The organism is Sphingomonas benefaciens (assembly GCF_052907485.1).
Map to the genome: position 1 here is coordinate 862,516 of NZ_JBREIC010000001.1, position 24,207 is coordinate 886,722.

General features: G+C 67.0%; 16 protein-coding genes, 1 tRNA gene and 1 riboswitch. Of the genes, 6 read left to right on the top strand and 11 right to left on the bottom strand.

All coding sequences use genetic code 11. From position 1 onward, the window contains the following. Positions 1 to 77 precede the first annotated feature (77 nt). The 6 genes from trxB to ACU5AX_RS04225 all read right to left on the bottom strand — a co-directional run bounded on the left by trxB (position 78) and on the right by ACU5AX_RS04225 (position 11,841). Positions 78 to 1,046: a thioredoxin-disulfide reductase gene (gene trxB / locus ACU5AX_RS04200; protein WP_446689783.1), complete on the bottom strand. Its 969-nt coding sequence runs from the start codon at positions 1,044 to 1,046 to the stop codon at positions 78 to 80. Between the two features lie 136 nt (positions 1,047 to 1,182). After that, positions 1,183 to 4,260, bottom strand: coding sequence for a TonB-dependent receptor domain-containing protein (locus ACU5AX_RS04205; RefSeq protein WP_446689784.1), 3,078 nt, complete (start codon positions 4,258 to 4,260; stop codon positions 1,183 to 1,185). A gap of 262 nt (positions 4,261 to 4,522) precedes the next feature. After that, a complete protein-coding gene (locus ACU5AX_RS04210) occupies positions 4,523 to 5,572 on the bottom strand; it encodes a threonine aldolase family protein (protein ID WP_446689785.1) in 1,050 nt (349 codons plus the stop codon). A gap of 51 nt (positions 5,573 to 5,623) precedes the next feature. After that, positions 5,624 to 5,738, bottom strand: a riboswitch (SAM-I-IV-variant riboswitch). A gap of 35 nt (positions 5,739 to 5,773) precedes the next feature. Further along, a complete protein-coding gene (locus ACU5AX_RS04215) occupies positions 5,774 to 8,287 on the bottom strand; it encodes a TonB-dependent receptor plug domain-containing protein (protein WP_446689786.1) in 2,514 nt (837 codons plus the stop codon). 184 nt (positions 8,288 to 8,471) lie between these two features. Then, a complete protein-coding gene (locus tag ACU5AX_RS04220) occupies positions 8,472 to 9,320 on the bottom strand; it encodes a tyrosine-protein phosphatase (RefSeq protein WP_446689787.1) in 849 nt (282 codons plus the stop codon). 67 nt (positions 9,321 to 9,387) lie between these two features. Beyond that, positions 9,388 to 11,841 (bottom strand): TonB-dependent receptor, encoded by a 2,454-nt coding sequence (locus tag ACU5AX_RS04225; RefSeq protein ID WP_446689788.1) that lies wholly within the window; start codon positions 11,839 to 11,841, stop codon positions 9,388 to 9,390. Positions 11,842 to 12,035: 194 nt separating this feature from the next. On the opposite strand from ACU5AX_RS04225, the gene ACU5AX_RS04230 reads away from it, so the two are divergent. From ACU5AX_RS04230 to fdhD, 3 genes are read left to right on the top strand one after another with little or no spacing between them, the layout of a single operon-like run. Continuing rightward, entirely contained in the window at positions 12,036 to 14,324 is a 2,289-nt protein-coding gene (locus ACU5AX_RS04230; RefSeq protein WP_446689789.1) for an FdhF/YdeP family oxidoreductase, read from the top strand. Continuing rightward, positions 14,231 to 14,827, top strand: coding sequence for a molybdenum cofactor guanylyltransferase (locus tag ACU5AX_RS04235; protein ID WP_446689790.1), 597 nt, complete (start codon positions 14,231 to 14,233; stop codon positions 14,825 to 14,827). Before ACU5AX_RS04230 ends, ACU5AX_RS04235 begins: the two co-directional genes overlap by 94 nt. Continuing rightward, on the top strand, positions 14,824 to 15,624 hold the full coding sequence (gene fdhD / locus ACU5AX_RS04240; protein ID WP_446689791.1) for a formate dehydrogenase accessory sulfurtransferase FdhD: 801 nt from the start codon (positions 14,824 to 14,826) through the stop codon (positions 15,622 to 15,624). The genes ACU5AX_RS04235 and fdhD overlap by 4 nt, the downstream gene beginning before the upstream one ends. 4 nt (positions 15,625 to 15,628) lie before the next feature. Here the strand turns inward: fdhD and ACU5AX_RS04245 are convergent, their stop codons facing one another. Then, positions 15,629 to 15,931 (bottom strand): hypothetical protein, encoded by a 303-nt coding sequence (locus ACU5AX_RS04245; RefSeq protein WP_446689792.1) that lies wholly within the window; start codon positions 15,929 to 15,931, stop codon positions 15,629 to 15,631. Between the two features lie 280 nt (positions 15,932 to 16,211). Between ACU5AX_RS04245 and ACU5AX_RS04250 the strand changes: the two genes are divergently transcribed. Beyond that, positions 16,212 to 19,349: an alpha-L-rhamnosidase gene (locus ACU5AX_RS04250; protein WP_446689793.1), complete on the top strand. Its 3,138-nt coding sequence runs from the start codon at positions 16,212 to 16,214 to the stop codon at positions 19,347 to 19,349. Positions 19,350 to 19,435: 86 nt separating this feature from the next. Here the strand turns inward: ACU5AX_RS04250 and ACU5AX_RS04255 are convergent. The 4 genes from ACU5AX_RS04255 to ACU5AX_RS04270 form a co-directional block, all read right to left on the bottom strand. Continuing rightward, positions 19,436 to 19,512, bottom strand: a tRNA-Met gene (locus ACU5AX_RS04255). A gap of 54 nt (positions 19,513 to 19,566) precedes the next feature. Then, a complete protein-coding gene (locus tag ACU5AX_RS04260) occupies positions 19,567 to 20,094 on the bottom strand; it encodes a 2'-5' RNA ligase family protein (RefSeq protein WP_446689794.1) in 528 nt (175 codons plus the stop codon). After that, positions 20,091 to 22,025: a potassium transporter Kup gene (locus ACU5AX_RS04265; RefSeq protein WP_446689795.1), complete on the bottom strand. Its 1,935-nt coding sequence runs from the start codon at positions 22,023 to 22,025 to the stop codon at positions 20,091 to 20,093. Before ACU5AX_RS04265 ends, ACU5AX_RS04260 begins: the two co-directional genes overlap by 4 nt. Before the next feature lie 144 nt (positions 22,026 to 22,169). Continuing rightward, complete coding sequence (locus ACU5AX_RS04270; RefSeq protein ID WP_198352603.1) at positions 22,170 to 22,613, bottom strand: Lrp/AsnC family transcriptional regulator; 444 nt, start codon at positions 22,611 to 22,613, stop codon at positions 22,170 to 22,172. A gap of 123 nt (positions 22,614 to 22,736) precedes the next feature. On the opposite strand from ACU5AX_RS04270, the gene ald reads away from it, so the two are divergent. Beyond that, positions 22,737 to 23,843 carry an alanine dehydrogenase gene (ald, locus tag ACU5AX_RS04275; RefSeq protein ID WP_446689796.1) on the top strand — a complete coding sequence of 369 codons (1,107 nt, stop codon included), beginning with the start codon at positions 22,737 to 22,739 and terminating at the stop codon, positions 23,841 to 23,843. A 40-nt stretch (positions 23,844 to 23,883) separates the two neighbouring features. Then, complete coding sequence (locus ACU5AX_RS04280) at positions 23,884 to 24,102, top strand: DUF3072 domain-containing protein (protein WP_198352601.1); 219 nt, start codon at positions 23,884 to 23,886, stop codon at positions 24,100 to 24,102. Positions 24,103 to 24,207 lie beyond the last annotated feature (105 nt).

Genomic DNA, 24,207 nt, shown 5'->3' on the forward strand with positions numbered 1-24,207 from the left:
CAAGGGTTGGGGTTAACGCAGGATCGTCTGGCGGCGGCAGTGTTGCGCTGCCCGCCGACGCCCGCCTGCCCGCGCCCTCACTCCGCCGCTTCGGCCATTTCGGCGAACTCCGCCGCCGCCAGGAAGCGTTCGGCGTCGAGCGCCGCCATGCAGCCGGTGCCGGCGGCGGTGACCGCCTGGCGATAGACCTTGTCGGCGACATCGCCGCAGGCGAAGACGCCCGGCACGCTGGTGCGGGTCGATCCGGTCTCGACAGAGATATAGCCGTCGTCGTCGAGCGCGAGATGGCCGCGGAACAGCTCGGTCGCGGGATGGTGGCCGATCGCGACGAAGCCGCCATCAACGTCGAGCCGCGAATGCTCGCCGGTCACCGTATCCTCCAGCTCGAGCGCCACAAGACCGCTGGTGCCGCCGCCGTCGACGAATTCGCGCACTTCCTTGTTCCACAGCACCGTGACGTTGGGATGCGCGAACAGCCGCTCCTGCAGGATTCGCTCGGCGCGCAAGGAGTCGCGGCGGTGGATCAGCGTAACGTCGGGCGAATGGTTCGTCAGGTACAACGCCTCCTCGACCGCGGTATTGCCACCGCCGATCACCGCGACCTTCTTGCCGCGATAGAAGAAGCCGTCGCAAGTCGCGCAGGCGGACACGCCCTTGCCCTTCATCGCTTCCTCGCTGTCGAGGCCGAGCCATTTGGCTTGCGCCCCGGTGGCGATGACCAGCACCTCGCCCTCATAGACGTCGCCGCCGTCGCCGATCAGGCGGAACGGGCGGCGGGTCAGATCGACCTCGACGATCGTGTCCCACATCAGCCGGGTGCCGACATGTTCGGCCTGCTTCTGCATCTGCTCCATCAGCCACGGCCCCTGGATGACGTCCGCGAAGCCGGGATAATTCTCGACATCGGTGGTGGTGGTCAGCTGGCCGCCCGGCTGGATGCCCTGCACGACGATCGGCTGCATGCCCGCGCGCGCGCCATAGATGGCGGCGGAGAGGCCGGCCGGGCCGGAGCCGAGGATGAGCATGCGGGTGGTGTGGGTGGTCATGGATGTTCACCGCCAGAAAGGGATTCGCCCGCCGATCTAGGGGATCGGCGGGCGAATTTGAACCTCCACTGCGTGGCGGGCGCCACCGGCGTGCAAGCGGAGCCGGCCGCCCGCCTTCGCCGGTCGCGGCCGGTGTCTATAACCGAGCGTTGAACCCGACCGCGATCTGTCGGCCGAGCAGATCATAGCCGAACATCGTATTGCTGTGCAGCAACCCGAGCAGGCTGCGAGAATCCGGCACCAGCGGCGGATCGCGGTCGAACAGATTGTTCACCGACACGCTCAGGCCGAAGCGCTTGGCGACGTCGAAACCGATCGACAGATCGATGTAATCGTAGGTCGGCACGCCGGTGTAGAAGGCGCGGCGGTCGGTGCTTTCGAACGGCAGGCCGGCCGAGGGCGCGGCATTGTAGGATATCGTCATCGGGCCGATGTGCCGCCAGTTGGCGGAAACGTGGACGATGTGGTCGGGCGTGTCCCAGGTCGCGCGGAGGCCATGCTTCCATTTGGGAAGGCTCTCGCCGCAGAACGGCCCGTAATAGCCCACGCAGTTCGTCGCCTTCGCATCTGGCGAATCCTGCGAACCCGCCAGGGTGGTCAGCGATCCGTTGAAGGACGTGTCGAGCGAGCCGAACCGGCCAAGATGCAGCGTATATTGCGCCTGGAAATCCCACCCGTGCGACTTCGACTTGTAGCCGTTCGTGGTGCCTTGCGCGAAATAGCCGCTCGTCGGGTTCTTGGCCGCCACGCTGTAGAGCGTGTAATTGCCGGGATTGCGCACGACGCCGCGGCAATAATAACTGAGTCCCGTCGACAGGCAGCCGTTGAGGAAGTCGTTCGCGGCAATGTAACTGATCGAATCGTTGAGATCGATCAGGAACCGGTCGGCCGACGCGGTCAGCCCCTTCAGGAAGCGCGGCCGGAGCACCACGCCGAACGTCTTGGTATAGGCGGTTTCCGGTTTCAGACCAAAGCCGCCGTTGCGGATCGTGCAGGTCTGGTCAGGGCAGTTGAGCGAGGCACTGTTGTACAGATTGTCCGGCAGGCCGGTGCGGCGGCACTGGATCAGCGTCGCCGTTGCCGGCAAGCGGGCGTTGGGATCGGACGAATTGGGATCGGGCGTCGAGGCGCAGGGATCATTGCGCGACCCCGCCGTGGTGTAATCCACGGCATAGGCCTGCACCGCCTCGATCACCGTCGGCGCGCGCTGCGCCTTGTTGAACGACCCGCGGAAGCTGATGTCGTCGATCGGCGACCAGATGCCCTCGATCTTCCAGGTGCCGAACGAGCCTTGCAACATGTTGTATTTCGATCGGCGATAGCCGCCGTTGAGCTGAAGCAATTGCGTCCAGCTGCGGTCCTCAATCAGGGGCGCCTGTACTTCGGCGTTCGCTTCCCAGACGTTCTGGGCATAGTTGCTGTCGGTGCCGCCGTTGGTGGCGCGATATTGCGCATCCGCGTTGCCGATGAAGCCCTCATCGCGGAATTCTCCGCCGAACGCCACGGCGACGCCCTGTTTCGCCAGCGGCGAGGTGATGCCGTATCGGCCAAGGTCGCCGTTGATCACCAGCAACCCCTGCCACATGCGCGAGATACTGCCCGATGATCCGTCGACGCTGGTGAACAGATAGCGGTTCGCCGCGGCGTCGTTGTTGAAGGGAATAAAGGCGTTGAACGGCACGCAAGCCTTGTCGGTCCCATCAATCGCCGCCACGCAGGTCGGCGTGCCGTTGACGTTGACGACGTTCAACGATCGATTGACGCGATTGAAATCGGGGTTGCCGGGATAGATCTGGCGGTTGGTGTTGCGCGAGTATACCCCGGCAAGATCGTAGCTCCAGACATCGTCCAACACCTTGCCACGCACGCCGGCGACGATCCGCATCCCCTTGTTGACGAACCGCGTCTGGACGAGCGGCAGGCCGTCGAACCGGTAGCGCAGGTCGAGCGGGACCAGACCCGATGTCTGTGTGCCGCAGAGCGCAGCCCGCTGCGACGAGGACAGGAACGGATTGTCGCAATTCACCTGGAACGGCGTCGAACCATACGCCGAATAGGAGTAGATGCGGTTGGGCAGCGCATTATACGACTGATCACGGTAGAAGAGCGCATTGGCGTAAAGTTCGACGTGATCGTCGAGCCGGGCAGTGAGGAACCCGCCAGTATTGATCCGATTGAAATACCGCTGAAAAGCGATTTCGTCATACGGATTGGCGACGGTGCCGGGACCGGAATTCCACGGCACCAGCGTACCCGAGCCGTTGGGATTGTTGACGAGCGTGGAGCCGACACCGATACCGCCCGGCACGATCGTACCGGCCGGGGTGTACGTGCTGCGGGTGCAGGTCAATACGCCGGTACTGACTTTCTGCGTGACCTCGCATGCACCATTGGACCGGTCGCCGATCCCGATGCTCTCGGACGCGCGATAGGCGACGAAACCGGTGATGTTCACCGCGCCGCCGAACAGCGTCTTGCCCAGTGCCAGCGACAGCGATGCGCGGCCGCCGTCATTGGTCATCCCGCTCCGCGTCGGAAAGGAGGCCCGCGTCGCCGCCTCTGTCACCGCATCGGGACGATTGTCGTGGTTGTAGAAACTGTAATTGCCGGTCAGCGCGATGCCGTCGAAGTTCTTCTTGAGGATGAAATTGACGACGCCCGACACCGCGTCCGAGCCGTACACCGACGAGGCACCGCCGCTCAGCACGTCGATACGCTCGACGAGCGTGTTGGGAATGATGCTGACGTCCATGCCGTTCTGAATGCCGAGGCGCAGCCCGTCGACGAGCGTCAGCGTTCGCTCGAAGCCGAGGCTGCGCAGCTTGATGCGTTGCCGGCCATCGGAGTCAGCGTAGTTCTGTTCGGAATTGGCCTGAACCTGCGGCAGGCGGTTCAAGACCTCCTCGATAGTGGTCGCGCCTTGGGCGGCGATCTCCGCTGCCGTGGTCGTGGTGATCGGGGCGGCGGAATGGTTGTTCGGGCGGGTGATGCGGGTGCCCGTCACGATGATATCGCGCGGATCGGCGGCGATGATCGCCTTGTCCGCTTCCAAGCGGAGCTTCGCCTCGGCGACCGGGTCGCCGACGGTGGGCGCCGCCGTTTCCTCGTCAACGGACCGGCTGCCGGCGGGTGCCGTCTGGGTCTGCGCTAGGGCTGATGACGCAAAAAGTGTCATCAGGCAGCAGCTCGACGTCAGCAGCATCTTGTAAGTCATGGATTGTCGCCCCTTCCCTGTTGGGGGAGCGCATCAGATTGCTGGCTCAGCCAGCATAATTCCCATCCGCAAGCACCCGCCCTTCGAGCTATCCGGCAAAGCCGGACGACCCGTCGGCGATTATCTGGCGAATCGTCCCTTCACGCTCCCGCCGTTGAATTTCCATCCGATTTCGACATATATCAATACCGATCCATTATCGTTCTGTCAGAAAAGGACTTTCTAGAGCGCAAAGGCTTTCATTGGTATGGAACACTGGCGTTCAAACAGGCTCGCTCACCAGCGCCGCCGCACGGATATCTGCCGCCAGCTGGTCGACGCGGGCGGGGTCGGCATCCCAGGCGAACATGAAGCGGGCGCCGCCGCCGATAAAGGTGTAGAAGCGCCAGCCCTTGCCGCGCAGCGTCTCCAGCACGTCCTCCGGCGCGGCCAGGAAGACGGCATTCGCCTCGACCGGGAAGATCGGCGCGATGTCGGGCAGCCCCTCGACCGCCGTGGCGAGCCGGCGTGCGCAGGCATTGCCGTGCGCCGCGTTGCGCAGCCACGCACCGCTGTCTAGCAGGCCGACCCAGGGCGCCGACAGGAAGCGCATCTTGCTGGCGAGCTGGCCCGCCTGCTTGCAGCGATAGTCGAAATCCTCGGCCAGCGCGCGATCGAAGAAGATCACCGCCTCGCCAACCGCCATGCCGTTCTTGGTTCCGCCGAAGCACAGCACGTCGACACCGGCACGCCAGGTGATCTCGGCCGGATCGCAGCCGAGGCTGGCGCAAGCATGGGCGAAGCGGGCGCCGTCCATGTGCAGCTTGAGGCCAAGGTCACGGCAGGTCGCCGACAAGGCGCGTATCTCCGCCGGGGTATAGACCTGACCGGTCTCGGTCGGTTGGGTGATCGTCACGACGCGCGGTTTGGGGAAATGGATGTCCGACCGGCTGGTGGCGAGGCTGCGCACTGCCTCGGGTGTCAGCTTGCCGCCGGCGGTCGGCGCGACGAGCAACTTGGAGCCGTTGGAGAAGAATTCGGGGGCGCCGCATTCGTCCGTCTCGACGTGCGCCGAGGCGGCGCAGATCACGCTGTGATAGGATTGGCAGAGCTGCGCCAGCGCCAGCGAATTGGCAGCAGTGCCGTTGAAAACGAAGAACACCTCGCATTCGGCACCGAACAGGGCGCGAAAGGCGTCGGAGGCGCGCTGAGTCCAATGATCGTCGCCATAGGCGGTTTCCGAGCCCGGATTGGCCGCGACCATCGCGGCGAGCGCGTCGGGGCAGATGCCCGCATAATTGTCGCTGGCGAATTGCTGGGGTGCGATGGTCACGTTCGATCCTCCTGTGGCGAAGGAGTCGTGACGACGCGTCGGTATGCGGCTGCTAGTCCCGTTCGTTGCCGGTCCGGCCACATCCTCCCCCCGTGTCCGGGGGAAGCACCACCTTGCCGGGAGGGCAGGTTGGTGCCGGGCGTCGGCCCGACTCTTGATGTCTGACCGACGCCCTATCCGTTCATGTCCGTTTCGGCAAGCTCACCAATTGAGGCCGGCGCGTGCGTAGAGGTAGCGGCCGTTGAAGCCGAACGGCGAGAAGTACGGGAAGCCCAGCACGCCGGTCGAATTGTTCGCCGCCGCGGTCGCGCGCGGATATACGTCGAACAGGTTGCTGACGCCAAGGCCGATCTGCGCGCCCTTGGGAGCCGAATAGCGGACCTCGAGGTCGGTGATCGCGCGATTGCCGGTCAGCACGTCGGCGGAGGCGACGGTACCCGGCTGGTTGACGTTGCCGTAATAGGTGACGCGGGCCAGCGCACCGAGCTGACCCAGCGACCAGTCGATCGTCCCGGTCACCTTCTCGCCGGGCGTCCCCTCCTCCAGCGTCAGGATGCGACTGCGCGCGAACAGCGTCGGCGCGGGATTGAGCGTCGCGGTGCTGGTCGGCACGCGCGTCACGTCGATCGTGTTGAGATTGCCGGCGAGCGTCAGGTCGAACGTCCCCGCCCCTGCCGTCGTCGCACGATAATGGGCGACCGCGTCGATGCCCTTGGCGGTGCTGGCAAGACCGTTGATGAAGAAGCGCGCGGCCGAGACGTTGTACGGCGCGAGCAGGCCGGCGACCTGGGTGCTGAAGGTCGACTGAATATTCTCCGACAGGCCGATCTGGTCGCGGATATGGATGCGATAGGCGTCGACGGTCAGGTCGAAGCCGCCGCGGCGGATCACCGTGCCGACCGACAGGTTGCTCGACTTCTCCGGCCGCAGCGGCAAGCCGCCAAGCGCCGTGCCAACCGCGCTGACCGACGGGAAGGTACCGGTCTGGATCGGCACGCCATTGGTCACCACCTGCGCGGTCTGGGTGAAATATTGCTGCTGCAGCGAGGGCGCGCGGAAGCCGGTGGAGGCGGTGCCGCGCAACGCGAACCAATCGGTGAAATCGTAACGCGCCGACACCTTGCCGGTCGCGGTCGAGCCGAAGTCCGAATAATCTTCGCCGCGCCCGGCGATGCCGACCAGGAACTTGTCGGTCAGCTGCGCCTCGACATCGAGATAGATGCTGCCGCTGCGCCGCCCGCGCTTCACCGCATTGTCGGCGCGGAACCCGCCGAAGCCCTGCGCGCCCGGCGCCGAGCCGGCGACCGCATCGGTGGTGCCGGTGGGATAGCCATAGGAGGCCGGCTCGCCGGCGCTGATCTTATAGCCCTCGCGCCGCCCTTCGACGCCGAACGCCACGTTCAGCGACTGGAAGACGTCGAACTTGCGCGTCACGTCGAGGCCCGCGACATATTGGTCATAGGCGACCTGGCCGTCGTAGAAGTTCTTCGGCGTCGCAGACCCATAGGCGTAATTGGCCGAGTTGAGCGTGCGGAAGTCGACGGTGTTGCGCCCGTAGCTGAACGACAGGTCGACGTTGTAGCCGCCGAAGTCGCCGCGCAGGCCGGCGGCCGAATTGATGTCCTTGGTCTTGGTGTTGATGATCGGCAGGAAGCCGTTCGGGTAATAGCTGGCGAGCGTGATCTGGCGGACGGTGTTGGCGCTGGCATTCGTCGCGATGATGCGCGGGAAGGCCGCGCTGCGCGTGTCGCGGTCCTGGTAGCCGCCGAAGGCGTAGAGGCTGATGTTGTCGGTCAGCGAGGTGCCGGCGTTGACGAAGCCGGTGTACTGCTCGACCTCGGGATCGCCGTAGCGGCCCGTCACCTGCGGCACGAGGACGCGGCGATCGATGTCGGCGCGGTTGGTCGGCTGGCGCTTGGTATATTCGCCCGACACGGTGATGAAGCCGTCGCTGCCGAAGCCCAGGCCCTGCCACGCCGAGGCGGTGACGACGGGTTCGCCGTTGACGCTGCGGCGGTTGTTCGCCGTGGCGAAGTCGGTGTTGTAGAAGCCGTAGGTGACGCTGGCGCCGCCGCCGGAGCGCGCCTCGCGCAGGCGCAGGTTGACGACGCCGGCGATCGCGTCCGAACCATATTGCGCCGAGGCGCCGTCGCGCAGCACTTCGATCCGGTCGAGCGCAACGGTCGGCACAGTGTTGAGGTCGACCGCCGCCGAGCCGCGGCCGACGGTGCCGTTGGTGTTGAGGTTGGCCGAAGTGTGACCGCGGATACCGTTGATCAGCACCAGGGTCTGGTCGGGCGACAGGCCGCGCAGCGTCGCCGGGCGGATCGCGTCGGTCGCATCATTGGCGGACGGACGCGGGAAGTCGATCGACGGCGCGACGGTGGCGAGCGCCGCAGCCAGTTCGGTCGTCCCCTGGCGCTGCAGGCTGGCGCCGCTCAGCACGTCGACGGGCGACACGCTGTCGAGCCGGGTGCGGCCTTCGGCTCGGGTACCCGTGACGATGATGTCGTTGCCCTCGTCGCCCGTGGTCGCCGCACCGGCAGCGGGGGCCGTCTGCCCCGCCTGGTCGTCGACGCGCGCCGATCCGTCGTCGGCCTGGCCCGGCTGGCCCTGCTGCTGCGGCGGCGGGGAGACCGTCTGCGCGGCGGCCCCCTGCGCAACGAGCGCCAGCAGCGAGGCGCCGAGGAGAGCGGTGGTGCGACCCTGTGTCATTCCCTGAAATCCTTTTATCGTCCCGCGCTCGCGGGCGGCGGGGCAACGCCCTTAGCCCCGCCCGGTTCGCACCGACGTCAAAGAATTTCTATGTACTAAGTGGGAATGCGTTTTTCCGTGCTGGCCAAGAGGCTTTCCAGGCCAAGTCCAGTCGGTAGTCGGGCTGCGACCGGCAAGACCGCTCTTATCCCCTGGTCAGGTAACGGTCACGCAGGCGCCGCACCGTGGCGGGGTCGAGGCCGAGCTGATCGCGCTGATAGGCGGCGAGGCCGCCGGGCCGCGCCGCGATCGCGGCGAAGGCGGCATCGAGATAGGCGGGCTCGACATCCATCAGTGCCTTGACCGCGTCGGCCGGCAAGCGTTGCGTGAACGCCGCCGTATTGGGGTCCTGAGCCGCGGCGCGGGCGGGATCGAAATAGCGGTTGGACAGCAGATAATCCTGCATCACCGTCGCGCGCGGCACGCCGAGCACGGTGAGGAGCAAAGCGGCCGCGACGCCGGTACGGTCCTTGCCCGCCGAGCAATTGACCGCCAGCGGCGCATGGCCGGCGGCGAGTTCGGCGAACATCCGGCGATACTGGCCAGCGAAGCGGAACGGTAGATCGGCATAGGTCCGCTGCATCAACGCCCGCGCCTTGGCGCCGTCGAGCGCGGGATCGGCGAGTTCGCGCATGGCCCCGCTCATGTCGTAATCGTCGGCAAACACCGCTGGAGCATGCCCCGTCGGCCAGTTGACCGGTGCCTTGGTCCGCTCGCGCGTGTCGCGGAGGTCGCAGACGGTGCGCAGACCATGTTGCGCGAGCGTCGCGAAATCCGCCGGGGTCAGCGCGTTCATCGCGCCCGACCGGTAGAGCAGACCCCATTTCACGATCCGGCCATCGGCAGTGCGATAGCCCCCGAGATCGCGGAAGTTCTGACCGCCCTGCAGCGCGACCAGCCGCTCATGCGCATTCGGAGCGGATGGGCCCGGGCGCGCGTCGACGACGCCGGCGACGGCAGCGAGGAGAGCAAAGGCGGTGGCGAGATGGCGCATGGTTGTCGTCCCGGTCAGGCTGAAGGGGACCGGCCGGACCGCACGGGCGGCGCGGCCGGTACAGGCGTCAGAAGCGGAGGTTGAGTTCGCCGCCGAACGTCCGCTGATCGTTGAAGAAGCCGCTGAGCCCCGATTGCGGCGCGCCCGACTTCACGAACACATGCTGTTCGTTGAACAGATTGCGTGCCCAGGCCGAGACGGTGAGCTTGGTGCCGCCGGACAGGGCGATATCCGCCAGCGCCAGACGGCCGTTGAAGACCAGGCCGGCATCGCCCTTCGGTTGAGCATAGCGCACCGCGCGGGTCACCGGATCGTAGGTCGAGTCGGTATAGCCGGCGTAGAACCCCGCAGCGTAATTGCCGTCGAGGTGGGCGCGCAGCACGACGCCGTCGAGCGGCACTTCATAGTCGATCGTCCCGCTCGCCGAATGGTCGGGCGTATAGACCTGATAGATCGGCACCGGCACGGTGATGAACACGCCCCCGGACTGCGGAAAGGGATTGATCGTCGCCGGGATCCGCACGTGGTTGTAGGCATAGCTGGCGCCGAGCGTCAGGCCCTGCGCCGGCACCAGCGTCAGCTCCGCCTCGATCCCCTTCAGCCGGCCGGTGCCCGGCGCATTGACCGTATTGGTCGTGGTGCGCGTCGTCGCGACGCGAATGCCGTTGACGACGTCTTCGTACAGGCCGCTGAAGTCGAGCTGGATGTTCTTATAGGTGCCAGCATAGACGGCGACGTTGAAGCGGCCGCGATTGTTCCAGAATTGGGTCTTGGCGCCGACCTCGAACATCGACACCGTTTCCGGGTTGAACGCGGCGTAGTTGAGCGAGCGGGAATTGGCGCCGCCGGAGCGATAGCCGGTGCTCCATGTGCCATAGACATGGACATCGTCGGCCAGGTCGACGGCGAGGTTGACCATCGGGTCGACCCGCGATTTGCTATAGCGCAACGGGACCGGCCCGGTCACGGTGACGCCATTGATCGGGATCGACGGCACGGCATTGTTGACCGTGGTCAGCGCGCCCTCTTTCTTGTCATGCGTATAGCGTGCGCCGAGCGTGAGATGGACGATGTCGCCCAGCGCCCCGGGCGTCCAAGTGCCCTGGCCGTACGCGCCGAGACTTGTGGTCGTGACATGGCTGGCGCGATCGATCGGCCGCGTCGCCGGGTCGAGCGTCAGCGCGACATAGCTGCTGCCGGCCCCATCGGTGAAGGCGTTGGTATTATACGCCTGCGCATTGTCGTTGACGCTTTCGCGGTAATAAAGCGCGCCGACCGCGAACTTCACTTTGTCGCCGAGCGAGCCGATCCCCTGCACTTCCTCGCTGAACTGATGCTGGGCGAAATAGGCCAGGCTGTAGCGGGAGAAGGGAAAGCCCGGATAGGCGACGCCGGCGATCGTCTGCGGCACGTTGAACGCGGCGGTCGGATTGCTGGACGTCACCGGCTGTTGCAGCCCCGGCGCGGCCGAACCGTTGTCGAATTGCCCCTGCGTCAGCCGGCGGAATGCGGTGATCGACTTGATCATCAGCGTCGGCACCGCCTGCCATTCGAGGTTGAGGCGCATGCCGCTGGTCTTGCCGATGCTCGGCTGTTGGGGCGAGCCGACCGGGGCGACGAGCTGGCGCGTCAACGACGGCCGCGCCACCGCGGCGAGCTTGTATGGCGCGATGGCCGGACCCGTGGCCGTCGCGGCTAGGCCGGCACCGGGCGCGAGCAGCTGATTGTACAGCGTCGTGGTCGCATCATAGGACGTATCCACGGCATAATCGGCGGTGAAGTCCGGCACGATCTTCCACAGCACTTCGGCATGGGCGCCGCGCTTGTCGAAACCGTTGAAGTCGGACGCGCCCGCGAGTGGGTTGCGGACCAGGCCGTCGCGGCGGGTCAGCACGCCGTCCAGCTTGACGCTGATCCCGTTGGCTTCGGGCAGGTCGAGATGCGCCTCGCCCTTATAGGCACCGTAATTGCCGAAGCCGGCGGTGGCGTTCATCTTGAACAGGCCGCTGGGCCGTTTGGTGACGATATTGACCGCGCCGCCTTCGGTGTTGCGGCCAAACAGCGTGCCCTGCGGCCCCTTCAGCACCTCGATATTGTCGACGTCGTACAGCGCGGCGCCAAGACCCTGTGGCCGCCCCTGATACACGCCGTCGATATAGATGCCGACGCCCTGGTCGCGCGCCGGCTGGTTGCTGTCCCCCAGCACGCCGACGCCGCGCACGTTGACGATCAGCGCCCCCGGCCGCGAGAAGAAGGGCGCGACGCGCAGCGACGGAATGGCACCGTCACCGAGGTCGGTCAGCGACTGGACGTGGCGGTTGGTCAGATCGGCGGCGCCGAGCACCGAAATAGCGATCGGCGTCTTCTGCAGCGTTTCCGGCCGTTTCTGCGCGGTGACGATGATGTCGCCGAGCGCCTGTTGCGCATCGTCGCCCGCGGCAACAACGGGTACGCCGGTTTGCGCGAAGGCTGGCGCATAACCGGCAACCAGGATCGCGCCCGCGCACACGCAAGTGCGCAACCTGTTCTTATACGTCACTGTCGTCGTCCCCCGATTGAACGGAGCCGCGCCTAGACAGGTCCGAAGACGACCGAGTTGCAATTTGCTGACAGATCGATGGCACGGCGCCATCGGATCGTCACCGCAGGAAAAATGACCGTCCTGCATCGAAAGTGCCGCGGCGGCGTTGGTCCTTCCAAGCGGAAGGGCCTGACATGCACAAGACGGACGATATCGACACCAGCCCCTATACGGGTCCCGCCGGTGGCTGGGGGTCGATGAAGTCGCTCGCCGAAATCTCAATGCGCGAGAAGGTCGGGCCAGAGGCGGCCAAGGAACTGACCCGGCAGAACAAGCCCGGCGGCTTCATGTGCGTGTCCTGCGCCTGGGGAAAGCCCGCCCATCCGCATATCGCCGAATTCTGCGAGAATGGCGCCAAGGCGACCGCCTGGGAATTGACCAGCTATCGCACCACACCCGAATTCTTCGCCAAGCACACGATCAGCGAGCTGCGCGGCTGGAAGGACTACGACCTCGAACAGGCCGGGCGGCTGACCCACCCGATGAGATATGACGCCGCCTCCGACAAATATGTCGCGGTCAGCTGGGGCGAGGCATTCGCCGACATCGGCGCGCAGCTGAAGGGCTTCGACCCGACCAAGGTCGTCTTCTACGCCTCGGGCCGCGCCAGCCTGGAAACGTCGTACATGTGGGCGCTGATGGCGCGGATGTACGGCAGCCAGAATTTGCCCGACAGTTCGAACATGTGCCACGAGACAACGTCGGTTGGCCTCAAGCAGGCGATCGGATCGCCGGTCGGCACGATCCACCTGTCAGACTACAATGTCTGCGACGCGATCTTCTACTTCGGCCAGAATCCGGGGGTGAACAGCCCGCGCTTCCTCCACCCGCTGCGCGATTGCGCCAAGCGCGGCGTCGATATCGTCGTGTTCAATCCGCTGAAGGAACGCGGGCTCGAGCGGTTCACCGATCCGCAGAACCCGATCGAGATGGCGACCGGCAAGTCGACGCCGATCGCCAGCCAATATCATCAGGTGCGGGCCGGCGGCGACATCGCCGCGCTGATGGGCCTGAGCAAATACGTCATCGAGGCCGACGATGCGGCGCGGGCGGCCGGCCGGCCAGCGATCCTCGACCACGACTTCATCGCGCAGCACACGGTGCGCTTCGAGGAATTCGCCGCCCGGGCGCGCGAGACCGGATGGGACGAGATCGAGCGCGAGAGCGGCCTGACCCGCGCTGAGTTGGAGGAATCGGCGCGGATCTATATCAAGGCCGAGCGGGTGATCTGCGTCTACGGCATGGGCCTGACCCAGCACGTTAACGGCATCGACAATCTGCACATGCTGGTCAATTTCATGCTGCTGCGCGGCAATGTCGGCAAGCCGGGTGCCGGTTTCGGCCCCGTGCGCGGGCACAGCAACGTGCAGGGGCAGCGGACGGTCGGCATCACCGAAAAGCCCGAACTGGCGCCGCTCGACCGGCTGAAGGACCTCTACGACTTCGAGCCGCCACGCGAGAAGGGCTGGGACACGGTCGAGGCGTGCGAGCGGATCATCGACGGCAGCGCGCAGGCGTTTGTCGGCCTGGGCGGCAATCTCGCCCGTGCGGTGCCCGACACGGCGCGCATCGAACCGGCGTGGCAGCAATTGCCGCTGACGGTCAGCATCGCGACCAAGCTCAACCGCACGCATCTGCTGCCGGGCAAGACCTGCTATCTGCTCCCCTGCCTCGGCCGGATCGAGACGGACGAGCAGGCGCGCGGCGCGCAGGCGGTGACGATGGAGGATTCGTTCAGCCGCATCTACGGATCGCGCGGCCGGGCGACGCCGGCGGCCCCGACCCTGCTGTCCGAACCAGCCATCGTCGCCGGCATCGCCAAGGCGTTGCTGGCGCCCAACCCGAAGGTCGACTGGGACGCCTGGGTCGGCGACTATGGCCTGGTCCGCGACGCGATCGAGGCGACCTATCCGGACAAGTTCAACCGCTTCAACGAGCGGATGTGGATTCCCGGCGGCTTTTGGAAGGGCGTGCCCGCCGCGCATCGCGAATGGCAGACGGAAAGCGGCCGCGCCGAGTTCAACGTGCCGACGGCGATGAGCGCGACTGGCTTCGAGGATGCGGAAGGCCGCTTCCGGCTGATGACGCTGCGGTCGAACGACCAGTTCAACACCACCGTCTATGGCTATCACGACCGCTTCCGCGGCATCAAAGGCACGCGCGACGTGGTGATGATGAATCGCGGCGACATGGCGCGGATGGGGCTGAAGGAGCATGACCGCGTCGATCTGGTCGGCGACGCCGGCGGCAACGGCGACACGCGCGTCGGCAATCTGCTGGTCGTGCCCTATGACATTCCGGCCGGCTGCCTGGGCGCCTATTATCCGGAGTGCAACGTGCTGATTCCCGTCGCGCACCACGCCCATCAGAGCCACGTGCCGGCGGCCAAGTCGGTGCCGGTGCGAGTGGAGCGCAGCGCCTGATCCTCGGTGCCATCCTGGCCGGCGGGCAATCCCGCCGTTTCGGCAGCGACAAGGCCGTCGCGCTGCTCGACGGTGCGCGGCTGATCGATCTGGTCCGGGCGCAACTGGCACCGCATGTCGATACGGTGGTGGTGGTCGGTCGCGACGGCGGGATCGCCGACCTGCCGGCCCCCGGGCTCGGGCCGCTGGGCGGGATCGCCGCGGCGCTCGACCATGCCGCCGCCCATGGCTTCGGCTGCGTCCTGACCGTGCCCTGTGACACGCCGCGCCTGCCCGAGCCGATGCTCGAGGCGCTGACGCGGCGGGCGCCGGCGTATTGCAGCGACGCGCCGGTGATCGGTTTCTGGCCGGCGGTGCTGCGCACCAATCTGCTCAACCGGCTCGGCCGTGCCGGGGCCGATCGGTCGGTGGCAAGCTGGGCGCGCAGCGTCGGTGCGCTGCCCATCGCCAGCCCGACGCCGCTTGCCAACGTCAACCGGCCGGAGGATCTGATGGCGCTATGAGCGCCGTCCCCTCCGATCCCCTTCGCCGCGAGCTCGTCCGCATCGTCCACGCCGATGGCCGCACCTCGGACGACCTGCGCGGCATTGCGGTCGAGGCGCCGGTCGCGATCGAGGTCGACGGGCTGGGCTATGCGGTGATGATGATGACGCCGCGCGATCTGGCAGCGTTCGCGACCGGCTTCATGCTGACGGAACGGCTGGCGGACCGGCCGGACGAGATCGTCGCGGTCGAGCCGTTCGAGGCCGCCGACGGCTGGATCCTGCGCATCGTGCTGGCGTCGTCCTGCGCCGGCCGCATTCACGATCGCGTCCGCCACCGCAGCAGCGATACGTCGTGCGGTCTGTGCGGCATCGCCGGACTGGAGCAGTTGCGCCGGCCCGTCGCCGCGCGACCGCCGCGCCCGACGGTGACCGCGGCGGCGATCTTCGCCGTCGGCGCGGCCTTGCGCGCGCACCAGCCGATCAATGCCGCGACCGGCGCGGTGCATGCCGCCGCCGCCTGCGATGCGGACGGACGCATCGTCGCGGCCTTCGAGGATGTCGGGCGGCACAATGCGCTCGACAAACTGATCGGCGCGCGTGCCGGCCATAGCGACGCCTTCCTGTTCGTCACATCGCGGCTGAGCTTCGAGATGGTGGACAAGGCGCTGGTCGCGGCAACCCCTTTACTCGCCGGCATTTCCGCGCCGACGGCGATGGCGGTCGATCACGCCCGTGCCCACGGCCTGACCCTGGTCGGGCTGGCACGTGCCGACTCACTTATCGTCCTGCACGACCCTTATCGGGTGTTCGGCTGACCGATCAGTGGCCCCAGTCCCAGACATGGGCCGACCAGTCGCGCGTCCGCGCGGCGGCATCGCTGACGGCATTCTCGACCATGTGGCGATAGGCGCCGCCCAGGCTGACCGCATCGACGACGCAGAAGAGCGCCAGCACCCCGGCCCACAGCACGCCGCGGTGGATCGGCTCGCGTTTGCGGACCAGCTTCACCTCGTCGTTGCGCCGCTGTGCCAGCCGTCGCTCCGGTCCAGGATAGGGCGCAGCCGGCGCCACCCGGCGCTCTTCGCGCCGGCGCTCGTTCGGAAAATGATAGCGCGTACGCATCGGTTCTACTCCACCGCTCCGGACCTTACCCCGCGGAAGTTTCCGAAAGGTTCATAACAGATGCGTCGCGATCCGCGGGCCCATCGACCGTGCTGGCGGCATCGTGCCGGTCCGCCGCGCGCTTTGACAGACAGTAGGAACCGTATACCAGATGGTCAGTGTAACGAGATGGCGTGGAACGGAGCGTTGCGGCGGCGCGCGCGACGTCGGCATCGGCAGGCGATCGGATCGGGGAGGAATGATGTTCGACAGGCGATCGGTCTTGCTGGGGGCGGGTGCCATGACGGCGGCATTGCCGGCTGCCAGAGCCCTGCCGGCGACGGGGGATTGGGCGGTCGGCGGATTGCTCGTCGACGGTCTGGTCGACCCGCGCGGGCTGCACACGGCGACGCCGCGCCTGTCTTGGCAGTTGCTGTCGACCCGCAACGGGGCGCGGCAGTCCGCGTGGCGGGTGGGCGTTGCGTCCAGTCGCGCGGCGGCGGCGGCCGGCCGCTACGATCTCTGGGACAGCGGCCGGAGCGAAGGCGACGCGTGCTTCGACATCGCCTATCGCGGCAAGCCGCTCGGTTCGCGGACGCAGGCATGGTGGCGGGTCACCGCCTGGGACGAGCGGGGCGTGTCCGCGGTGTCGCCGATCGCATCGTGGGAAATGGGCCTGCTGTCGCCGCAGGACTGGTCCGCCCGCTGGCTGTCGGCGGAAACGCCGGTGCTGCGCGCCGATCGCGAAGCGGGCCTGGCATGGCGCCAGGCACCGCTCGCCGCGAAGGGCAGCCTGCAGGGGTTCCGGCTTCGCTTCACCCTGCGCGAGCCTGCCGAGGTGACGATCATGGCTGGGTGCAGCACCTCCGCCAGGGTCTATCTCGACGGCGAGCCGATCGTCGTGCCCGCGACTAACGGCTGGGGCGTGGCCGGCCCCTGGGCCGTGCCCCTGTCGCTACCCGCGGGCGACCATCTCGTCGCGATCGAAGCCAAGCAGCGGGACGATGCGGCCGTCCGGGCAGCGGCGCTAGTGCGCGCCACCTTCGCCGATGGCCGGGTGGTCCGCTTCATCGGCGAGCCGATGCGGGCGGCCAGTTCACCGCCCGAAGGCTGGCGGTCGCTCGCCTTCGCCGACGGCGGCTGGACTCCGACCCAGCCGGCGCCGGGCGGCGCGCCGATGCCGCCGCTGCCCGCGACGATGCTGCGTACTCGCTTTCGGATCGACGGCAAGGTGGCTTCCGCCCGACTCTATCTGACCGCGCTGGGCGCTTATGAGGCGCAGATCAACGGACGGCGGCTCGACGACGCGCTGCTGCGCCCCGAATTCACCGACTATCGCAAACACTGCCTGTACGGCGTCGACGACGTGACGCCCATGCTGGTCGCGGGCGACAACGTACTCGGCGTAATGGTCGGCGATGGCTGGTACGGCAGCTTCGTATCCCCCAATGGCCGCTTTTCGTTCGGGGAGGCACCCTTGCGCCTCTTTGGCCAGCTCGAGATCCGCTATGAGGACGGCAGGACACAGACCGTCGCCACCGGCGACGGCTGGTCGGTCGCCGAATCGCCGATCGTCAGCGCGACGATCTACGACGGCGAACATTATGACGCGACGCGGGAGCAGGTCGGCTGGAGCACGCCGGGCTTCCGCCCCGATGCGCGCTGGCATCCCGCGGCGGCGGCCCCGCCCGCGGCGGCCAAACTGGTGGCCGCGACGGTCCCGCCGATCCGGCGGCAGGAAACCCTGACTCCGGTCGCCATCGCGACGCTGCCGAACGGTGCCAGCGTCGTCGACTTCGGCCAGAATTTCGCCGGCTGGTCAAGAATTTCGATCCGCGGCGCGCGCGGCCGGACGATCGCGCTCCGCTATGCCGAACTGCTCAACGCCGACGGCAGCGTCGACCAGACCAACCTGCGCCAGGCGAAGGCGACCGACCGCTACACCTTCCGCGGCGATGGCGGCGTCGAGCGCTACGAGCCCCGCTTCACCTATCACGGCTTCCGCTACGTCCAGGTCGAGGGGCTGGGCCGGCCGCTGACCAAGGACGAGATCGTCGGCGTGCCGATCCACACCGATCTGGCGGAAACGAGCGATCTCCACCTCGACGCCTATGTCCCGCAGCGGCTGTGGCTCAACAGCCGGTGGAGTCAGCGTTCGAACTTCATGGGCATTCCCACCGATTGCCCGCAGCGCGACGAGCGGCTGGGCTGGATGGGCGACGCCCATGTCTTCTGGGACGCCGCCAGCTTCAACATGGACACCGCCGCCTTCACCCAGCGTTTCCTTGCCGACGTCCGCGACGCGCAACGCGACACGGGCGACTATCCCGACATCGCGCCGAACGCGGATACGGCGCATTTCACCGGACCGGGCTCGTCACCGGGCTGGGGCGACGCGGGCGTCGCGCTGCCCTGGACCATCTGGCAGCGCTATGGCGATACGGCGGTGATCGACCAGCATTGGACCTCGATGACCCGCTTCATCGATTCGATCCGTACGGCCAATCCCGGACTGGTGTGGGAGACGGGCCGGGGCAACGACTATGCCGACTGGCTCGCGCTCGACGCCGTGCAGCCCGGCGATCCGACGACACCCAAGGATCTGGTCGGCACCGCCATGTGGAAGGGCGCGGTGGATCAGATGACGGACATGGCGCGCGCCTCCGGACGGCAGCGGGAGGCCGCCTATTATGCGACCATGTCGGCCGGTCTCGCGCAGGCGTTCCGGCGCAAGTTCCTGGCCGAAGACGGCGCGATCGGCAACGGGTCGCAGACCGGCTACATCCTCGCGCTTCAATTCGGATTGCTCGAACCGGCACAACGGCCCGAGGCGGTGCGCCGGCTGGTCGCCGACATCCGCCGTCGCGGAACGTTGCTGTCCACCGGCTTCCTGGGCACGCCCTACAGCCTCGACGTGCTGGCCGATGCGGGCGAGGATCGGCTCGTCTACGACCTGCTGCTCCGGACGGAATTTCCCTCCTGGGGCTATATGATCGCCAAGGGCGCGACGACGACCTGGGAGCGGTGGAACAGCGACGCCGGCGATCGGTCGATGAACTCCTTCAATCATTACGCCCTGGGCGCCGTCGTCGGCTTCATGTTCCGGCGGATCGCGGGCATCGACCCGATCGCGCCGGGTTTCCGCCGCTTCGCGGTGCGCCCCGTCCTCGACCCCCGGCTGAAGAGTGCGGGCGCGCGCTATGATTCGCGTATCGGGACGATCACCACCCGCTGGCAGCGCCAGGGTGACGGGGGCGTGTCGCTCGATCTGGTCGTGCCCGCCAACGCCACGGCATCGGTGCAGCTGCCGGCCTCGTCCGGCCAGGCGATCCTCGAAGGCGGGCGCCCGATCGCCGGTCGGTTCCGGCAGAGCGACGCTCGCGACGGTCGCATCGCGGTGGAGGTTCCGTCCGGGCGCTATGCGTTCCGCATGTCCTGACGCCGCATCCGCCCGGCGGGATGACGCCACAGACGAAAACCCCGGCCGGAGCCGGGGTTTCTCCTGCCATCGACGGCAAGGGTGAATGGTAGCGGAGGAGGGACTTGAACCCCCGACACGCGGATTATGATTCCGCTGCTCTAACCAGCTGAGCTACTCCGCCCCAAGGGCATCGCCGTCGGCGAGCCGCGGCCTATATGTAGGCGCCGCGAAGGCGTCAAGCGAACATGTGACGCGACAGCGGTTCCCATGGCCCGCCGCGATACCACCAGCTTGCCAGACCGGCGATCTCGACGTCGCGGGGCACGAATTCGCGGGTCAGCGCGCCGAGCAGCAGCTTGGCGACGTTCGGCTGCACCTTGTTCTGGATGGTGACGTGCGGGCGCCAGCCGCCGGCATCCTGCGGCGTCAACAGGCCGGCGAACGCCTCCGCCAGATCGCGGCGGACGGCGACCAGTTCGGGCGATTCGATCCGGTAGGCGACCCCGCGGCCGAGCGACATCACCCCGCCGACCCGGGCACGCGGTGCCCGTATGCCGCGGGTGGCGAGCGACAGGCGATGCTTGAGTTCGGCTTCGGCCGACGGCGGCAGATGGTGGAACAGCGTCAGATGCGCGGCGAGCACGTTGCGGTCGGGCGGAAAATGGGCGGCGCGCTGCGCATCGAACCAGCCCTGATCCTGCCGGCCGAAGAGTGCGGTGACGATGATCGGCGCCGGGCCGCCGGCCGGCCCCGCGGCGCTCAAATCTCCACCTGGCTGCCGAGCTCGACGACCCGGTTGGTCGGCAGGCGGAAGAATTCCATCGCGCTTTCCGCGTTGCGCAGCATCCAGGCGAACAATTTCTCGCGCCAGATCATCATGCCCGGCCGCTCGGAAGCGAGCAAAGTCTGGCGCGACAGGAAGAAGCTGGTGTCCATCATCCGGAAATCGGCGCCACATTCGTGCACGCGCTTGAGCGCGGCCGGCACGTCGATCTCTTCCATGAAGCCGTAGCGCAGCACGACGCGGAAGAAGCCCTCCCCCATCGGCTCCTCATAGGCGCGGTCGTCCGCCGACCAATAGGGCTGGTCGACGATCTTGACCGTCAGCAGGATCACACGCTCGTGCAGCACCTTGTTGTGCTTGAGATTGTGCAGCAGCGCGTGCGGCACGCCGTCGGCGGTCGAGGTCATGAACACGGCCGTGCCCGGCACGCGGCTGGCAGAATTGGAGGCGGAGGTGATGAACACCTTGATCGGCATCGCCGCCTCGCGCAGCCGCTCCATCATCAGCTTGCGCCCCTTGGACCAGGTGGTCAGCAGGGTGAAGACGATCAGCCCGATCATCAGCGGGAACCAGCCGCCGTCTGGCACCTTGGTCAGATTGGCGGTGAAATAGGCGCCGTCGACCAGGAAGAAGAGGCCGAGCAGCGGCGCCGCGGCATAGATCGGCCAGTTCCACAGCCGCAGCAGCGCGACGCCGAGCAGGCAGGAATCGATGAACATCGCCCCCGTCACCGCAATGCCATAAGCGGAGGTGAGGTTGGACGAGGTGCGGAAGAACAGCACCAGGATGATCACCATCGCCATCAGCAGCCAGTTGATCAGCGGGATGTATATCTGTCCGACCGTGGCCGCGCTGGTATGCTCGATCCGCAGCCGCGGCATGAAGCCGAGCTGGATCGCCTGCTGGGTCACCGAGAAGGCGCCGGAGATCACCGCCTGGCTGGCGATGATCGCCGCCGCGGTGGCGAGGATGACGAGCGGCAGCTGCAGACTGTCGGGCGCGAGCATGTAGAAGGGGCTTTCCAGCGCCGGCCGCCCCTCGCGGAACAGCAATGCGCCCTGCCCCATGTAATTGCACATCAGCGCCGGCAGCACGAAGACCAGCCACGACAGGCCGATCGGCCGGCGGCCGAAATGGCCCATGTCGGCGTAGAGCGCCTCCGCCCCGGTCACCGCCAGGACCACCGATCCCAGCGCCAGGAAGGCGCGGACCGGATCGAGGTAGAAGAACTCTACCGCATAATGCGGCGAGAAGGCCCAGAGCACGCCCGGCGTCTGCACGACGCTGATCAGCCCGAGCACCGCGATCGTCGCGAAATAGACCAGCATGATCGGGCCGAAGAACAGGCCGACGCGGGCGGTGCCGCTCTTCTGGATGGTGAACAGGAAGACGAGGATCGCCACCGCGATCGGCAGCACGAGATTGCCGAAGGCGGGGGCGGCGACCGCGATCCCCTCGACCGCCGACAGCACCGAGACCGCCGGGGTGATCATCGAGTCGCCGTAGAATAACGATGTCGCAAAGACGCCGAGCAGGACGATGCCGGTGCTCCACCGCCGGCTCTTGGTGCGGCCGGAGACCAGCGCGAGCAACGCCAGGCTACCCCCTTCCCCCTTGTTGTCGGCGCGCATGATGATCGCGACGTATTTGATCGTGACGACGATCATCATCGACCAGAACATCAGGCTAAGTACGCCCATGATGTGCAGGGGGTCGAGCGCCAGCTTGTGATGGCCGTTGAACGTCTCGCGGAAGGCGTAGAGCGGGCTGGTGCCGATGTCGCCGAAGACGATGCCGATCGCGCCGAGCGCGAGCTTGAGCATGCCGTCCTGGCCGTGCGCCTGTTCGGTCTTGTGCTGGTGTTGCCCTTCGCGGGCGCTGGGCACCGAAGCCGTGACGGGTGCGCTCATGACGCCGCTCGCCGGATCGTGACCACGCCGACGATCCGCGGGCGAGACGCTTCGTTCCCAACCTGTTCCATCGCGGCGCGCCTTAGCATGAGGTGAACGAAAGGGGCAACGCCGCGCGACGAGGTTCGGTTGCCGGGCGGTGGATCAGGTCCGCCGCACCACCTCGCGGATGACGAAATGCGAGGCGAGGCGCGCGACGCCGGGCAGGCGCGACAGCGTTTCGCGGTGGATGCGCTCGAACGTATCGTCGCGGCGCACCTCGACGTGCAGCATGTAGTCCGCCTCGCCGCTCATCAGGAAGCATTCGCGCACTTCGGGACAGTCGACGATCTCGCGCTCGAACGCCGCCATCGTCTCCTCGCGCTGGTCGCGCAGCGTGACGTTGACCAGCACGGTGCTGGGATCGCCGCGCGCGCTCTTGCTCAGCACGGCGCGATAGCCGGCGATCAGGCCGCGCTCGCGCAGGGCGGCCACCCGGCGGTGCGCAGCGCTCGGCGACAGGCCGACAGCCTCCCCCAGCTGGGCGCTGGTCAGATCGGAATTGCGGGCGAGCTGTGCGAGAATGCGGCGGTCGAGCGGGTCAAGCATGATCGTGCGTCCTGATCCCCTTCCACGGGAAAATATCCCGCGGCGGCGTGCCGGGATGGATGAGATTGCAAACCTCTCCCGGCTGTGCGGCGCTATTGATGCGCGCGCAAGAGGAGAGTCTGTATGCGGATCGGTGTTCCCAAAGAGATCAAAAATCATGAATATCGCGTCGGCCTGACGCCACCGTCGGTGGCCGAGCTGGTCGCCGCCGGCCACGACGTGGTGGTCGAGACCAAGGCCGGCGCCGGCATCGACTTCGAGGACGCCGACTATGTCGCCGCCGGCGCGACGATCCTCGGCACCGCGGCGGAAGTGTTCGCACAGGCCGACATGATCGTGAAGGTCAAGGAGCCGCAGGCGAGCGAGATCGCGCTGCTCGAGCCGCGCCACCTGCTGTTCACCTACCTCCACCTCGCCGCCGACAAGCCGCAGGCGGAGGGGCTGATCAAGTCCGGCGCCACCTGCATCGCCTATGAGACGGTGACCGCGGCGCGCGGCGGCCTGCCGCTGCTGAAGCCGATGAGCGAGGTCGCGGGCCGCATGTCGGTGCAGGTCGGCGCGCATTACCTCGAGAAGGAACAGGGCGGCCGCGGCGTGCTGCTCGGCGGCGTGCCCGGCGTCGCGCCGGCCAAGGTCGCCATCCTCGGCGGCGGCGTCTCTGGCGTCAACGCGGCGCAGATGGCGGTCGGCATGCGCGCCGACGTCACCATCTACGACATTTCGAACGATCGGCTCGCCGAGCTCGACATGTTCTTCTCCAGCCAGATCAAGACCGCTTACGCCAGCAAGGCGGCGATCGCGTCGGCGGTGAAGAACGCGCATCTCGTCATCGGTGCCGTGCTCGTGCCCGGCGCGGCGGCGCCGAAGCTGGTGACTCGCGACATGGTCAAGACGATGAAGCGCGGCGCGGTGATGGTCGACATCGCCATCGACCAGGGCGGCTGTTTCGAGACCAGCCACGCGACGACGCATGAGGACCCGGTGTTCGAGGTCGACGGCGTGATCCATTATTGTGTCGCCAACATGCCGGGCGCCGTGGCGCGGACCAGCGCCTTCGCGCTCAACAACGCGACGCTGCCCTTCGCGCTGAAGCTCGCCAACATGGGCGCGGAAGCGGCGATGAAGGCGGATGCGCATCTCGCCAACGGCCTCAACGTCTATCACGGCAAGATCACCCATCATGCCGTGGCCGAGGCACTGGACTTGCCGTTCTCCGGCTGGAACGGATAAGGAACATGTGGGTTGGGTGTTCGGAAAGGATACCCAACCCATGTCAGAGATTGAAAATCCCAAAGACCATCCGACCGGCAACGCCGAAAAGGACCCGGACGATTGGACCACCGGCGACGAGCCGATGACCGGCGCGCAGGCGAGCTACCTCAAGACGCTGAGCGAGGAAGCCGGTGAACCGTTCGACGACGGGCTGAGCAAGGCCGAGGCGTCGAAGCGCATCGACGCACTGCAAGAGAAGACCGGACGGGGGAAATAAGGCTACGGCTCCACCCCTATGTTTTTTAGAACGCAGCAACTCAGAGCCGCGGATGATGACCCCTGCAACTCTGGGTTCCTGCGTCCGCAGGAGCACTCAAGAAAG

Coding starts and splice junctions, on each gene's coding strand:
- ACU5AX_RS04250 (WP_446689793.1), top strand. CDS start 16,212: ATGACGGCGGCATTGCCGGCTGCCAGAGCCCTGCCGGCGACGGGGGAT.
- trxB (WP_446689783.1), bottom strand. CDS start 1,046: ATGACCACCCACACCACCCGCATGCTCATCCTCGGCTCCGGCCCGGCC.
- ACU5AX_RS04270 (WP_198352603.1), bottom strand. CDS start 22,613: ATGCTTGACCCGCTCGACCGCCGCATTCTCGCACAGCTCGCCCGCAAT.
- ACU5AX_RS04280 (WP_198352601.1), top strand. CDS start 23,884: ATGTCAGAGATTGAAAATCCCAAAGACCATCCGACCGGCAACGCCGAA.
- ald (WP_446689796.1), top strand. CDS start 22,737: ATGCGGATCGGTGTTCCCAAAGAGATCAAAAATCATGAATATCGCGTC.
- ACU5AX_RS04215 (WP_446689786.1), bottom strand. CDS start 8,287: ATGACACAGGGTCGCACCACCGCTCTCCTCGGCGCCTCGCTGCTGGCG.
- ACU5AX_RS04245 (WP_446689792.1), bottom strand. CDS start 15,931: ATGCGTACGCGCTATCATTTTCCGAACGAGCGCCGGCGCGAAGAGCGC.
- ACU5AX_RS04220 (WP_446689787.1), bottom strand. CDS start 9,320: ATGCGCCATCTCGCCACCGCCTTTGCTCTCCTCGCTGCCGTCGCCGGC.
- ACU5AX_RS04205 (WP_446689784.1), bottom strand. CDS start 4,260: ATGACTTACAAGATGCTGCTGACGTCGAGCTGCTGCCTGATGACACTT.
- ACU5AX_RS04265 (WP_446689795.1), bottom strand. CDS start 22,025: ATGAGCGCACCCGTCACGGCTTCGGTGCCCAGCGCCCGCGAAGGGCAA.
- ACU5AX_RS04230 (WP_446689789.1), top strand. CDS start 12,036: ATGCACAAGACGGACGATATCGACACCAGCCCCTATACGGGTCCCGCC.
- fdhD (WP_446689791.1), top strand. CDS start 14,824: ATGAGCGCCGTCCCCTCCGATCCCCTTCGCCGCGAGCTCGTCCGCATC.